At 69.2% G+C, this 13,519-nt stretch carries 10 protein-coding genes and 1 riboswitch; of the genes, 4 read left to right on the top strand and 6 right to left on the bottom strand.

Annotated features, from left to right (window positions below):
- Window positions 1–372: 372 nt before the first annotated feature.
- A complete protein-coding gene (gene lpxL, locus AACZ35_RS07445; protein WP_339827776.1) occupies window positions 373–1,284 on the bottom strand; it encodes an LpxL/LpxP family Kdo(2)-lipid IV(A) lauroyl/palmitoleoyl acyltransferase in 912 nt (303 codons plus the stop codon).
- Between the two features lie 35 nt (window positions 1,285–1,319).
- On the opposite strand from lpxL, the gene waaA reads away from it, so the two are divergent.
- Window positions 1,320–2,648 carry a lipid IV(A) 3-deoxy-D-manno-octulosonic acid transferase gene (gene waaA, locus AACZ35_RS07440; RefSeq protein WP_339827774.1) on the top strand — a complete coding sequence of 443 codons (1,329 nt, stop codon included), beginning with the start codon at window positions 1,320–1,322 and terminating at the stop codon, window positions 2,646–2,648.
- Between the two features lie 7 nt (window positions 2,649–2,655).
- Here the strand turns inward: waaA and AACZ35_RS07435 are convergent, their stop codons facing one another.
- From AACZ35_RS07435 to AACZ35_RS07425, 3 genes are all read right to left on the bottom strand, one after another.
- Window positions 2,656–4,011 carry a TolC family outer membrane protein gene (locus tag AACZ35_RS07435; protein ID WP_339827771.1) on the bottom strand — a complete coding sequence of 452 codons (1,356 nt, stop codon included), beginning with the start codon at window positions 4,009–4,011 and terminating at the stop codon, window positions 2,656–2,658.
- Between the two features lie 16 nt (window positions 4,012–4,027).
- The gene (locus AACZ35_RS07430; RefSeq protein ID WP_339827769.1) at window positions 4,028–4,681 is read right to left on the bottom strand and encodes a protein-L-isoaspartate O-methyltransferase; all 654 of its coding nucleotides are present in this window, start codon (window positions 4,679–4,681) and stop codon (window positions 4,028–4,030) included.
- A 218-nt stretch (window positions 4,682–4,899) separates the two neighbouring features.
- Entirely contained in the window at window positions 4,900–5,541 is a 642-nt protein-coding gene (locus tag AACZ35_RS07425; RefSeq protein ID WP_339827767.1) for a TetR/AcrR family transcriptional regulator, read from the bottom strand.
- An 83-nt stretch (window positions 5,542–5,624) separates the two neighbouring features.
- On the opposite strand from AACZ35_RS07425, the gene AACZ35_RS07420 reads away from it, so the two are divergent.
- From AACZ35_RS07420 to thiC, 3 genes are all read left to right on the top strand, one after another.
- Window positions 5,625–6,773 (top strand): efflux RND transporter periplasmic adaptor subunit, encoded by a 1,149-nt coding sequence (locus AACZ35_RS07420; RefSeq protein ID WP_339827764.1) that lies wholly within the window; start codon window positions 5,625–5,627, stop codon window positions 6,771–6,773.
- A gap of 9 nt (window positions 6,774–6,782) precedes the next feature.
- Window positions 6,783–9,854, top strand: a complete 3,072-nt coding sequence (locus tag AACZ35_RS07415) for an efflux RND transporter permease subunit (protein WP_339827762.1) — start codon at window positions 6,783–6,785, stop codon at window positions 9,852–9,854.
- Window positions 9,855–10,016: 162 nt separating this feature from the next.
- Window positions 10,017–10,114, top strand: a riboswitch (TPP riboswitch).
- A gap of 79 nt (window positions 10,115–10,193) precedes the next feature.
- Window positions 10,194–12,077: a phosphomethylpyrimidine synthase ThiC gene (gene thiC / locus AACZ35_RS07410; protein ID WP_339827760.1), complete on the top strand. Its 1,884-nt coding sequence runs from the start codon at window positions 10,194–10,196 to the stop codon at window positions 12,075–12,077.
- A 7-nt stretch (window positions 12,078–12,084) separates the two neighbouring features.
- On the opposite strand, the gene AACZ35_RS07405 is transcribed toward thiC, so the two are convergent.
- Together AACZ35_RS07405 and AACZ35_RS07400 are read right to left on the bottom strand one after the other, a co-directional pair.
- Window positions 12,085–12,519 (bottom strand): hypothetical protein, encoded by a 435-nt coding sequence (locus tag AACZ35_RS07405; RefSeq protein ID WP_339827758.1) that lies wholly within the window; start codon window positions 12,517–12,519, stop codon window positions 12,085–12,087.
- A 3-nt stretch (window positions 12,520–12,522) separates the two neighbouring features.
- The gene (locus AACZ35_RS07400) at window positions 12,523–13,428 is read right to left on the bottom strand and encodes an EamA family transporter (protein WP_339827755.1); all 906 of its coding nucleotides are present in this window, start codon (window positions 13,426–13,428) and stop codon (window positions 12,523–12,525) included.
- Between the last annotated feature and the right edge of the window lie 91 nt (window positions 13,429–13,519).

Raw genomic sequence — 13,519 nt, 5'->3', positions numbered from 1 at the left:
ATCGTCGACATCCATGTCTCCGATGGTCGGTCAGGGCGACTGCACGCTACCTCCTGGAATGGACGTCGGGGCCGGCAGGAGATCAAGAGCGCAAGGCGCTCTCGTGCCGCAGGCTCTGGGCATCGCCCCGATTTGCCGGGAAGCCGCTTTCCCATCGGCCACACCGTGGCGTTGGGGAGGTGTCGCGTCTTCGCCCCGGCCGACCATCGGAGACATGGATGTCGACGATGAGCCCCCATGGATGGGTTCACGGCGTGTCGGTCGGGGCGAAGACGCGGCGCCTCCACCCGCGGAACGGACACGTGGCGCTTCGCTTGCCGAAGGGCAAGTCAAAAGCATCGGGACTGAAGTCCCTGCTACATGGGGGGCGGCCTAATATTTTCGGCGAGTGCCGTCGGGCTGGCGCTTGAAGCGCTGGTGCAGCCACAGGTACTGCTCGGGCCGGCGGCGGATCAGGCCTTCGAGCGTGGCCATGATGCGGGCGGTGTCGGCGGCGGCGTCGCGGGTGGGGAAACCTTCCAGCGCCGGCAGGATCTCAATGCGGTAGCGGCCGTCGTCCAGGCGTTCGTGGAACAGCGGCAGCACCACGGCGCCGCCCAGGCGCGCCAGCTGGTGTGTGGACGTGAGGCTCCAGGCCGGCTGCCCGAAAAAGGGCACGAACACGCTGTCGCCGCGCCGGGTTTCCTGGTCGGGCGCGAACCACAGCACGCCGCCCTGCTTGAGATGCCGGATCGCCGGCCGCAGCTCGTCGCGCGCGAACATCGCCTTTGCGTGCCGCAGCCGGCCGCGTTTGACCGCCCATTCCATCGCGGCCTGCTCGTGCGGCCGGTACATCGCGCCCAGCTCGACCTGCTGGCACAGCAGCCGCAGGCAGACTTCCAGTGTGGTGAAGTGCGCCGAGACCAGGATGACGCCGCGGCCGCCGGCCTGGGCGGCGCGCAGGTGTTCCAGACCGGTCAGTTCGTAGCCGCGGTCCACCGGCGCCAGCCGGCCCCACCAGGCGCGCAGGAACTCGAACAGGCCCAGGCCCAGCGAGGAAAAATTCTCTCGCAGCAGGCGCCCGCGCGCGGCTTCGTCCATTTCCGGGAAACACAGCGCCAGGTTGGTCGCCGCCACCCGCCGCCGCGAGGGCAGCAGGTGCAGCATCAGCCGGCCCAGCAGCGGCCCGGCGCGGCGCTGCAGCCACCAGGGCCAGCGCGCCACGGTCCAGCCCAGGGCGATACCGAGCCAGGTGGGCCAGGTGCGGGGCGACAGCGGCGGGGGCGGAAAGTCGGACGGGGCCATGCGGCGGACATTCTAGCCGGGGTATCCTGCGCGCCATGCAACCCACCTTCGGACAGCGCGTCCTGCTGGGCCTCTACGCGCTGGTCCTGCACCTTGCGTTCCCCATCACGCTCTACCACCTGGTCTGGCGCGGCATGCGCCAGCGCGAGTACCTGCGCCGGTGGACGGAACGTTATGGCTGGCTGGAGGGCAAACTCGACCTGCACGACGCCATCTGGGTGCACGCGGTGTCGGTGGGCGAGGTGATCGCGGCGCGGCCGCTGGTGGACGGCCTGCTGGCGCGCCACCCGGACCGCCCACTGCTGGTCACCACCATCACTCCCACCGGATCCGAACGCGTGCGTGCGCTCTGGGGCGACCGCGTGCACCACGTCTACCTGCCCTACGACCTGCGCGAGATGGTGCGGCGGTTCCTCGACCGCGCCCGGCCGGCGCTGGCGGTGATCGTGGAAACCGAGATCTGGCTGAACCTGTACGTGGAATGCGAACACCGCGGCATCCCGCTGATGATGGTCAACGCGCGGCTGTCGGAACGATCGCTGCGCGGCTACCTGCCGGCGCGTTCGCTGGCGCGCCTGGCCATGCAGTCGGTGGACCTGGTGGCGGCGCAGTCGCGCGCCGACGCCGAGCGCCTGGCCCAGATCGGTGCGCGCCGCGAGAACATCATCGTCACCGGCAACCTCAAGTACGACCTGGCCCCGCCCGAAGGCGTGCACGAACAGGCCCTGCTGTGGCGCCGCGGCTGGGGCGAGGACCGGCCGGTATGGATGGCCGCCAGCACCCACGGCCCGGAAGAAGCCGCCGTGCTGGCCGCGCACCAGGCCGTGCTTGAACAACACCCCGACGCCCTGCTGCTGTGGGCGCCGCGCCATCCGGAACGATTCGGGCCGGCCGCGGCGCAGGCCCAGGAAGCCGGCCTGGCCGTGCGCACGCGCCGCGGCCAGCGCCTGCCGGTGGGCGACACCCAGGTGTTCATCGTGGACACGATCGGCGAACTGCTGTGGTTCTTCGCCGCGGCCGATGTGGCTTTCGTTGGCGGCAGCCTGTGCCCGGTGGGTGGCCACAACGTGCTTGAGCCCGCGGCGCTGGGCGTGCCCAGCGTGGTGGGCCCGCATACCTTCAACTTCGCCGAAGTCACCCGTCGCCTGGGCCAGGCCGGCGGCCTGCTGCAGGTCGGCGACGCGCCGGCACTGGCCGGCGCGGTGCGCGCCCTGCTGGACGATCCCGCGCGCTGCCGGGACATGGGCAAGAAGGCGCGCGCGGAAATGCGCGCGCTGGGCGGGGCGGTGGGACGAACGCTGGACTTGGCCGACCAGGTTCTGGCGGGCCGGCGCACGTTCGGCGCCGGCTCCGCGGGGGACTAGCGGGCGCTTATTCCGCGTCTTCCGTGGCCGGCGATACCAGCGGGGCTTCGGCGTCGGCGGTCAGCACGCTGTTGACGGCCTGCAGGTCTTCGACGGTGATCGTGCCGGCGGCCTGGCGCAGGCGCAGGGTGTTGACCAGGAAGGCGTGGCGGGCGCGGGCGTATTCGCGCTGGGCCTGGAACAGCGCCTGCTGGCCGATCAGCACGTCGACGATGGTGCGGGTGCCGACCTCGAGGCCGGCCTCGCTGGCTTCGTACGCGGCCTGGGCCGAGACCACCGACAGGCGGCGGGCTTCGACCTCGGCTTCGCCGGCTTCCAGCGAACGCTGGGCGTTGCGGGTGAAGCGAACGACCGAACGGCGCTGCTGTTCAAGGCGCTCGGCGGCGATGTCGCGGCCATACACGGCCTGGCGCACGCCCGACTGCACGGCGCCGCCGGCATAGAGCGGCACGGACAGCGAGATGCCGACGGTGCTGCCGCCGCCCGAGGTGTTCGGGCCGCCCGGGTACTGGTTCTGCCAGCCGGCGCTGTCGCCGATCGAGGCGCTGGCCGACAGGGTGGGCAGGTGGCCGGAACGGGCGGTGCGGATGTCACGCTCGGCGGCGGCCAGGGCCAGTTCGGCGGCCAGCAGGCTGGGGTTGGACTCGGTGGCGATGGACACCCACTCGTCGGCGTCGCCTTCGATGGTGTTCTTGGGCACGAAGCCGGGCTCCAGGCCCTGCAGGTTGTCCATGCGCCGGCCGGTGATCTCGGCCAGGGCCTCTTGGGCGTCCTCGAGCGCGATGGCGGCGGCGATGGCGTTGGCGCGGGCGCTGTCGTAGCGGGCGCGGGCCTCGTGCACGTCGGTGATCGGGGCCAGGCCCACTTCCAGGCGCTTTTCGGCCTGGTCGAGCTGGCGCTTGACCGAACGTTCCTCGGCGCGCGAGGAGATCAGGGTCTCGATGGCGGTGAGCACGACGAAGTAGGCGTCGGCGACGCGGATGATCAGGTTGTCGGCTTCGGCGCGCAGTTCGAACGCGGCCTGCTCGTCGCGCAGCTTGCTGGCGTTGAGCGCGGTGTAGTTGCCGTAGTCGTAAAGCGACTGGCTGAGGCTGGCGCCGTAGCTGCGGTCGCGGCTGTACATGTCCTGGCCGCGCACGCGCGAGTCGGTGAGGCTGGCGCTGGCGCTGATCTGCGGCAGCAGGCGCGAGCGGGCCTGCACGACGTTTTCGCCGGTGGACAGGCGCTGGGATTCGGCGGCCCCGAGCACGGGGTCGGATTCACGGGCCATCTGGTAGGCATCCATGAGGTCCGCGGCCGAGGCAGTGCCGGCGGCACCGGCAAGCAGGAAGGCGAAAGCGAGGGGACGAAGGCTCAGGCGCATGGGGAGGGTCCTGGTATCAAAGGGTGAACTGCGGGGCCGGCTCGGCGCCGTGCAGGTAGGGCACGTCGGTTTCGAACAGGCTTTCGCGGTGGAAACTGTCGCCATGGCGGGTGATCAGCACGGCTTCTTGCACCGGTGCCTGGCCATGGATGACGAAGAGGCGGCCACCGGGCTTGAGCCAGGCGCCAAAACGGTCGGGGTCGGTGGCCACGGCGCCGGTGATGCAGATGGCATCGAACTGGCGGCCAGGGGTCCAGGCGAAAACATCCGCCGTTTCTACGCGGACGTTGGTGATGCTTTCGGCAACGAGGCGGGCGCGGCTGCGTTCGACGAAATCGGCGTGGCGGTCGATGCTGGTGACATCGCGCGACAGCGCGGCCAGGCAGGCGGTAATGAAACCCGAGCCGGTGCCGACTTCCAGCACGTCGTCGCCCGGGGTGATGGCCATGGCCTGCAGCATGCGGCCTTCGACCACGGGCTTCATCATGACCTCGCCGTGCTCGAGCGGCAGCGGCAGGTCGGCGAAGGCCAGCTTGCGGTGGCGCGGCGGCACGAAGTCTTCGCGGCGCACGCTCATCAGGGTTTCGAGCACGCGCGGGTCGAGCACCTCCCAGGGCCGAACCTGCTGTTCGACCATGGCGAATCGGGCCTGCTGGAAGTCAATCGTCATTACGGCTAAATCCTTGAATCACAAGGGCGCTGATTCTACGCCCCGGCCGGGGGCCGCGGAAGGCGGAACACGGGCGGGAAACTGGGAAAGTGAATACCGGATGGCGCACCGGCAGCGGGAACGCGGCCCCATGGCGGCAAGGATGCTGGCCGCGGCGCGGCCCCCTGTAGTGCCATTGGTCACCGGGACTTCACGCGGCAAGGGGCGCCGTTCATGCTTCACCGGCGGCCGGGCCCGTAGGCGCGCAGGAACATGTCCACCGTCGCTTCGAGGTGGCTTTCGAGCTGCGGGCCGGCCAGCGGCGCAGGGCAGCTGCAGACCAGGCGGGCGTGGTGTTCGCCCTTTAGCAGGGCGAAAAACTGCGATGCGGCCCGGGTGCAGTCGGGCACCTGCAGCTCGCCGGCTTCGACTTCGGCGCGCAGGAATTCGGCGAAGGCTTCCTGGATGCGCTCGGGGCCGGCTTCCCAGAACAGGCGCGGCAGCGTGGAGGTTTCCGGCAGCTGCTGGGACATGATCCGGTGCACGGCGATCGCCTCTTCCGAGGTGATCAGGCGGAACAGCGCCCGGGCGATGCGCAGCAGCTGGGCCCGCATCGGCCCTTCGAAGCGGGCCACGAACAGGTCGGCCGGCAGCAGGTCTTCGCAGCTGGCCTTCACGGCCTCGACGAACAGGCTTTCCTTGTCCTGGAAGTGGCTGTAGACCGTCAGCTTGGATACGCCGGCGACCTGGGCGACCGCGTCCATGGCCGTGCCCTCGTAGCCGCGGGCCAGGAACAAGGCCTTGGCAGCTTCAAGGATGGCGGCGCGCTTGCCCGGGTCCTTGGGACGGCCGGGCGAGGCGGGGCGGGTGGCAGCGACCATTCGGGGGCTTTCCGGGGATTATTGAACTGGCGAGTATGGTAAAGCTACTATCCCCCCAGTTCAATCAATCTGCTGATGCCGCCATGACTGCTGTCACCCTGCGACGACCCCTTTTCAGGGCTGGCCTGCGCCTTGGTCTGGCCGCCGGCCTGCTGGCCGCGCTCGCCGGCTGCGGCGACGATTCAGCAAGCCAGGACACGGCCCGCCCCGCCTGGGTGGTGCAGGCGACCACGCAGGGCGCGGCGCCCACCGCCTATGCCGGCGAAGTGCGGGCGCGCTTTGAGCCCGCGCTGGCCTTTCGCATCGGCGGCAAGATCAGCAAGCGTTTTGTCGATGTCGGCGCGCGGGTGAAGAAGGACCAGCCGCTGGCCGAACTCGATGCCTCCGACGTCGGCCTGCAGCGCGACGCCGCGCAGGCGCAGCTGTCGTCGGCGGAAGCCGACCTGGCCCTGGCCACCTCCGAACTTGAACGCTACCGCGACCTCGTCGCCCAGCAGCTGGTCAGCCGGTCGCTGTACGACGCCCGCGTGTCCCAGCACGAAGCCGCCCTGGCCCGCGTGCGCCAGGCGCGCGCGCAGGCAGATGTATCGGTGAACCAGGCGGGTTACGCCGTGCTGCGCGCGCCGGCCTCGGGCGTCATCGCCCAACGGCTGGCCGAGGCCGGCCAGGTAGTGGCCGCCGGGCAGACAGTGTTCGTGCTGGCCGAAGACGGCGAGCGCGAAGTGGCGATCAGCGTGCCGGAACGCGATGCCCGCGACTTCAGCGTCGGCCGGCCGCTGGCGGTGGAGCTGTGGTCGCGTCCCGGCGAACGCTTCCCCGGCTCGCTGCGCGAAATCTCGCCTTCGGCCGACCCGCAGGCGCGCACCTTCGCGGCGCGGGTCAGCTTCGAACCCGGCGACACGCCGGTGGACCTGGGCCAGAGCGCCCGCGTCTACGCCAACGGCGGCGACCAGCCGGTGGTGACGGTGCCGCTGTCGGCGGTGCACGAGATGGACGGCGAAGCGGCGATCTGGGTGGTCGATCCCGAGGATTCCAGCGTGCACCTGCGGCCGGTGGCCCTGGGCGCCTACGGCGAGGACCGCGTGCCGGTGCTTGAGGGCCTGGCCGCCGGCGACTGGGTCGTGGCCGCCGGCGTGCACCTGCTGCTGGAAGGCCAGCGCATCACGCCGATTGACGACCAGAACCGGCCGGTGGACCTGGCGCCGCCGGCGCCCGCCGCCGACCCGCGCTGAGGCCGGGGCATGGACAGCCGCTTCAACCTTTCCGAGTGGGCCCTGAAGAACCGGGCCCTGGTGCTGTATTCGATGCTGGTGCTGGCCTTCCTGGGCATCGCCAGCTACCAGGGCCTGGGCCAGTCCGAGGACCCGCCCTTCACCTTCAAGATCATGGTCGTGCGCACCTTCTGGCCCGGTGCCACCGCCGACGAGGTGGCCCAGCAGGTCACCGACAAGATCGAAAAAGAGGTGATGGAGACCGGGCGTTACGAATACGTGCGCTCGTATTCGCGCGCCGGCGAGTCGCTGGTGATGCTGATGTCCAGGGACTCGCTGCGGTCCAGCGAATTGCCGGCGCTGTGGTACGACGTGCGCAAGAAGGTGGGCGACGTGCGCCACACGCTGCCGCAGGGCGTTATCGGCCCGTATTTCAACGACGAGTTCGGCGACACCTTCGGCAACATCTACGCGCTGTCGGGTGACGGCTTCGACTACGCCACCATGAAGGACTACGCCGAGCGCATCGAGCTGGTGCTGCATCGCCTGCCCGACGTCGGCAAGATCGAACTGCTCGGCCTGCAGGACGAGAAGATCTGGATCGAGCTGTCGAACACCAAGCTCGCCACCCTGGGCCTGCCGCTGGACCAGGTGCAGCGCGCCATCGACGAACAGAACGCCGTGGCGCCGGCCAGCTTCTTCGAGACCCCCACCGACCGCGTGCAGCTGCGGGTGTCGGGCCGCTTCGACAGCGTTCGCGAGATCCGCGACTTCCCCATCCGCATCGGCGACCGCAGTTTCCGCCTGGGCGACGTGGCCGAGGTGCGCCGCGGTTTCGCCGACCCGGCGGCACCGCGCATGCGCTTCATGGGTGACAACGCCATCGGCATCGCCGTGGCCATGCGCAGCGGCGGCGACATCCTGAAGCTGGGCGAGGTGCTGGACGCCGAGTTCGCGCGCCTGCAGGAAACCCTGCCGGTGGGCATGACCCTGCGCAAAGTGTCCGACCAGCCGGCGGCGGTGCGCAGCGGCGTATCCGAGTTCGTGCGCGTGCTGACCGAAGCCGTGATCATCGTGCTGCTGGTGAGCTTCTTCTCGCTGGGTTTCCGCACCGGCCTGGTGGTGGCGCTGTCGATACCGCTGGTGCTGGCGATGACCTTCGCGGCGATGAACTACTTCGACATCGGCCTGCACAAGATTTCGCTCGGCGCCCTGGTGCTGGCGCTGGGCCTGCTGGTGGACGACGCCATCATCGCGGTCGAGATGATGGCGGTGAAGATGGAGCAGGGCTACAGCCGGGTGAAGGCGGCGGCCTTCATGTGGAAATCCACGGCCTTCCCGATGCTCACCGGTACGCTGGTCACCGCCGCGGGCTTCCTGCCCATCGCCACGGCGGCCTCGAGCACCGGCGAGTACACGCGCTCGATCTTCCAGGTGGTGACGATCGCGCTGCTGCTGTCGTGGATCGCGGCGGTGGTGTTCATTCCCTACCTGGGCGACAAGTTGCTGCCGGCGCCCAAGCCGGTGGCCGAAGGGCATGCCGGCCACGGCCACGACCCTTACGACACGCGCTTCTACCGGCGCTTCCGCAGCTGGGTCATCTGGTGCGTGCACCACCGCTGGCTGGTGATCGCGGTGACGGTGGGTGCCTTCGTGGTGTCGGTGGCGATGTTCCGGTTCGTGCCGCAGCAGTTTTTCCCGGATTCGACCCGGCTGGAGCTGATGGTGGACCTGGAGCTGGCCGAGGGCAGTTCCCTGCGCCACACCGAAGTGGTGGCGCAGCGGCTGGAAAAGGCCCTGGCCACGCGCGAGGACATTCAAAGTTACGTGGCCTACGTCGGCAGCGGCACGCCGCGTTTTTACCTGCCGCTGGACCAGAAGCTGCCGCAGGCCAACTTCGCCCAGTTCGTCATCCTGGCGCCGGACATCAAAGCGCGCGAGGAGGTGCGGACCTGGCTGATCGGCCTGTTCGAGCGCGAATTCAGCGACGTGCAGGCACGCGTGTCGCGGCTCGAGAACGGGCCGCCGGTGGGTTTCCCGATCCAGTTCCGGGTGTCGGGTGAACATGTGGACGAAGTGCGCCGGCTGGCGCGCGAGGTCGCGGCGCGGGTGCGCGGGAATCCCCACGTCACCAACGTCAACCTGGACTGGGACGAGCCCAGCAAGGTCGTGCGCCTGGTCATCGACCAGGAACGTGCGCGCGTGCTGGGCGTGAGCTCGGCGCAGGTGGCCGGCTTCCTGCGCGGCTCGCTGTCGGGCACTACCGTCAGCACCTATCGCGAAGGCAACGAGCAGATCGAGATCCTGCTGCGCGGCCCGGCCGAGGAACGCGAGCGCCTGTCGCTGCTGGGCAGCCTGTCGGTGCCCTCGGCGGGTGGCCAGCCGGTGCCGCTGTCGCAGATCGCCACGCTCGAATACGGCTTCGAGGACGGCATCATCTGGCACCGCAACCGCCTGCCGACGGTGACCGTGCGCGCCGACGTGTACGGCGACGTCACGCCGCCGTCGGTCACCGCCGAGATCCTGCCGCGGCTCGAGGACATCCGCGCCGCGCTGCCGCCGGGCTACCTGCTCGAAACCGGCGGCACGGTCGAAGATTCCGGCCGCGGTTCGCGCTCGGTCGCCGCGGGCGTGCCGCTGTTCATCGGCGTGGTGGTGACCCTGCTGATGATCCAGCTGCGCAGCTTCCCGCGCACGCTGATGGTGGTGCTGACGGCGCCGCTCGGGCTGATCGGCGTGGTGCTGTTCCTGCTGGTGTTCCGGGTGCCGTTCGGCTTCGTGGCGATGCTGGGCACGATCGCACTCAGCGGCATGATCATGCGCAACTCGATCATCCTGGTGGACCAGATCGAACAGGACATCGCCGCCGGCAGCCCGCCGGCCCGCGCCGTCGTGGACGCCACCGTGCGCCGCTTCCGCCCGATCGTGCTGACCGCCCTGGCGGCGGTGCTGGCCATGATCCCGCTATCGCGCAGCGTCTTCTTCGGGCCCATGGCCGTCGCCATCATGGGCGGCCTGATCGTCGCCACCGCCCTGACGCTGCTGTTCCTGCCGGCGCTGTATGCCGCCTGGTTCCGCGTGCCGAACCCCGCGAGGACGTAGATTCGTTTCTGAACACGGATGGACACGGATAAGAGCCGATAAACACGGATAGAGCATTCTTTCGATTGGTTTGCTCTTGCCCTATCCGTGTTCATCCGTGCCCGTCCGTGTCATCCGTGGCAGAAAACAGATGCCCCGAGACCCGACCCATGATTCAATGGCGGCCGGAAGCGGGGGTGCCCGGCGGGATGCGGGCTGAGACATACCCTTCGAACCTGATCCGGCTGATACCGGCGTAGGGAAGCTTCGTGGTGCCGGCCCCGTGCCCGCGCCCGGCGCCGCCGCTTCGTTCCAGCCCCCTGGCCTCCTTGCCGGGGAGCGCGCCCAAAGGACGAACGTATGAATGCCCTGCCCACCGAACTGCTGCGCCAGGCCCAGCAGCTTTCCGAAGAAGTGACCCGGCCGATCCCCGGCTCGCGCAAGATCCACGTCGAAGGCTCGCGCCCCGACCTGCAGGTGCCGATGCGCGAGATCGCGCTGTCGCCGACGCCGCGCATGTATGGCATCCAGGAACCGAACGCGCCGTTCTGCACCTACGACACCTCGGGCCCCTACACCGACCCGGACGCGACCATCGACCTGGCCGCGGGCCTGTCCGCCCTGCGCGCGCAGTGGATCGCCGACCGCGGCGATTGCGCACCGCTAGATGGCCTGAGCAGCGAATTCGGCCGTTCCCGCGCCGACGACGCCAAACTCGACGCCGTGCGTTTCCCGGCCCTGCGCCCACCGCGCCGCGCGCTGGCCGGCCGCAACGTCAGCCAGATGCACTACGCCCGCCGCGGCATCGTCACGCCGGAGATGGAGTACATCGCCATCCGCGAGAACCAGCGCATCGAGGCCATCACCGAAGCGCACCTGCTGCAGCGCCACCCGGGCGAATCCTTCGGCGCCAGCCTGCCGGGCCTGATCACGCCCGAGTTCGTGCGCGATGAAGTCGCCCGCGGCCGCGCCATCATCCCGGCCAACATCAACCACCCGGAAATCGAGCCGATGATCATCGGCCGCAACTTCCTGACCAAGGTCAACGCGAACATCGGCAACAGCGCTGTTTCGTCGGGCATCGCCGAGGAAGTGGAAAAGCTGGTCTACGCCATCCGCTGGGGCGCCGACACGGTGATGGACCTGTCCACCGGCAAGCACATCCACGAAACCCGCGAGTGGATCATCCGCAATTCGCCGGTGCCCATCGGCACCGTGCCGATCTACCAGGCGCTGGAGAAGGTGGACGGCAAGGCCGAGGAGCTGACCTGGGACATCTTCCGCGACACGCTGATCGAACAGGCCGAGCAGGGCGTGGACTACTTCACCATCCACGCCGGCGTGCTGCTGCGCTACGTGCCGCTCACGGCCAGGCGCGTCACCGGCATCGTAAGCCGCGGCGGCTCGATCCTGGCCAAGTGGTGCCTGGCCCACCACAAGGAGAATTTCCTCTACACGCACTTCGAGGAAATCTGCGAAATCATGAAGGCCTACGACGTCAGCTTCTCGCTGGGCGACGGCCTGCGCCCGGGCTGCATCGCCGACGCCAACGACGCCGCCCAGTTCGGCGAGCTCGAAACCCTGGGTGAACTCACGAAGATCGCCTGGAAGCACGACGTGCAGACCATGATCGAAGGCCCCGGCCACGTGCCGATGCAGCTGATCAAGGAAAACATGGACAAGCAGCTGCGCGAGTGCGGCGAGGCGCCGTTCTACACGCTCGGCCCGCTGACCACCGACATCGCGCCGGGCTACGACCACATAACGTCGGCGATTGGCGCCGCGATGATCGGCTGGTTCGGCACCGCCATGCTTTGTTACGTCACGCCCAAGGAACACCTGGGACTGCCCAACAAGGCCGACGTGCGCGAGGGCCTGATGGCCTACCGCATCGCCGCCCACGCCGCCGACCTGGCCAAGGGCCATCCGGCCGCCCAGGCCCGCGACAACGCCCTGTCCAAGGCCCGCTTCGAGTTCCGCTGGGAAGACCAGTTCAACCTCGGCCTGGACCCGGAGCGGGCCCGGGAATACCACGACGAAACCCTGCCCAAGGACGCCCACAAGGTGGCGCACTTCTGCTCGATGTGCGGCCCGCACTTCTGTTCGATGAAGATCACCCAGGACGTGCGCGAGTATGCCCAGGCGCAGGGTGTGGCGGACGAAACCGAAGCGCTGGCCAAGGGCATGGAAGAAAAGGCCGCCGAGTTCCGCGCCGCCGGCGCGCAGGTGTATCGACGGGACTGAAGCCGGCCTACTTCCAGTATTCGATGATCCTCGAGACCTTGCCGTCCCGGAACTCGAAGACGGCGAGGTGCTTGTTGCCGCTGTTGCTCTCCAGGCGCTGCACGGCGGCAGCGTCGAGCCCGGGCAGGACGTGGAGGATGCGGTAGCGGTCTTCGGTGAACTCGTACTCCCCCGCCTCGGCGTAGCGCACGGAATTTGCGTAGAGCTCTTCGCGCGTGTAGGTGCCGCCGTAGACTTCGTGGACGTAGGTGAAGTCCGGGGTGTACAGCTCGAACAGCGCGTCGACGTCGGCGGCATCGGAGCCGCGCATCATCATCCGGTTCTGCGCGTCGTTGACGCGCTCGACCAGTTGACGGATCTCGACTTCCGACAGGGAAGTGTCTTCGGCCGCGCAGGCGGTCGTCGCCAGGAACAGGCTGGCCAGCAGTGCAAGCAATCTCATCGTTCACATACCTCTTCGAGCAAGGGTGGTCGGCGCGGGCGCATCTGCGCCAAGGGCCCCGGTGGAAGGCGCAGGCCGCGTGGCGGCCCAGACGCTGGCCAGGACAAGCGCGGCGCCCGCGACCTGCAACGGGCTGAGCGCTTCTCCGAGCAGCAACCAGCCGGCCATGACGGCCACGAGGGGGCTCAGGAAACCCATTGCGCTGACGGTCGACGGCGCAAGGCGCTCGACGCCATTGAACCACAGCACGTAACTGAGCGCGGCGCCGACCAGGGACAACCAGCCCAGTCCGGCCAGCGGGCCAAAGCCCATGGGCGGCAAGCCGGCGCCGAACCAGAAGGCGGCCGGGAGCAGCAGCAGGCCACCGGCGGTCAGCTGCCATGCGGTGAAGGTAAGAAGCGGCGTGTCGCCGCGCCACTTGCGGCTGTAGACGGTGCCGGCCGCCATCGAGGCAGCACCAGCCAGTCCGGCGCCGATGCCGAGTGGATCGAAGCCTGCGTCGGGGCCCAGTACCAGCACCGCGATACCGATCAGGCCCGTGAGGGCCGCAGCGGCCTGGATGGCCCGGATCGGTTCGTCCAGCGCTTTCCTGGCCAGCAACAGCACGATCAGTGGCTGGATGGCGCCGACCGTCGCCGCGATGCCGCCCGGCAGCCGGTACGTGGCGACGAACAGGCAGGCCCAGAAAATGGCGAAGTTCAAGGCGCCGAGCAAGAACACCCGGCCCAGCTGCGAAGGCGGCGGCAGGCGCCGCACCAGCAGAAGCAGGAGCAGGCCGGCTGGCAGGGCGCGCAACACGGCGATCGTCAGCGGGTCGCCGCCGGGCAACAGCTCGGTGGTGACGATGTAGGTCGTGCCCCAGATGGCCGGCGCCAGCGCGGTCAGGCCGATGTCGATGGCTCGGTTCATGGCTCAGTGCTCGTCGGATGCGCCGGGCGGCGCCAGCGGCAGGGCGATGGGCCGCATCGGCGCGGCGTCGGCACCGCGCAGTCGCAGGCCG

This window comes from uncultured Arenimonas sp. (genome assembly GCF_963976025.1).
In the GTDB taxonomy this organism is placed as follows: Bacteria; Pseudomonadota; Gammaproteobacteria; order Xanthomonadales; family Xanthomonadaceae; genus Arenimonas.
This window is presented reverse-complemented; position numbering and strand designations above follow the sequence as displayed.

Excerpts from the sequence above, each read along its gene's own strand:
- lpxL (WP_339827776.1), bottom strand. The coding sequence starts at position 1,284 with ATGGCCCCGTCCGACTTTCCGCCCCCGCCGCTGTCGCCCCGCACCTGG.
- waaA (WP_339827774.1), top strand. The coding sequence starts at position 1,320 with ATGCAACCCACCTTCGGACAGCGCGTCCTGCTGGGCCTCTACGCGCTG.
- AACZ35_RS07435 (WP_339827771.1), bottom strand. The coding sequence starts at position 4,011 with ATGCGCCTGAGCCTTCGTCCCCTCGCTTTCGCCTTCCTGCTTGCCGGT.
- AACZ35_RS07430 (WP_339827769.1), bottom strand. The coding sequence starts at position 4,681 with ATGACGATTGACTTCCAGCAGGCCCGATTCGCCATGGTCGAACAGCAG.
- AACZ35_RS07425 (WP_339827767.1), bottom strand. The coding sequence starts at position 5,541 with ATGGTCGCTGCCACCCGCCCCGCCTCGCCCGGCCGTCCCAAGGACCCG.
- AACZ35_RS07420 (WP_339827764.1), top strand. The coding sequence starts at position 5,625 with ATGACTGCTGTCACCCTGCGACGACCCCTTTTCAGGGCTGGCCTGCGC.
- AACZ35_RS07415 (WP_339827762.1), top strand. The coding sequence starts at position 6,783 with ATGGACAGCCGCTTCAACCTTTCCGAGTGGGCCCTGAAGAACCGGGCC.
- thiC (WP_339827760.1), top strand. The coding sequence starts at position 10,194 with ATGAATGCCCTGCCCACCGAACTGCTGCGCCAGGCCCAGCAGCTTTCC.
- AACZ35_RS07405 (WP_339827758.1), bottom strand. The coding sequence starts at position 12,519 with ATGAGATTGCTTGCACTGCTGGCCAGCCTGTTCCTGGCGACGACCGCC.
- AACZ35_RS07400 (WP_339827755.1), bottom strand. The coding sequence starts at position 13,428 with ATGAACCGAGCCATCGACATCGGCCTGACCGCGCTGGCGCCGGCCATC.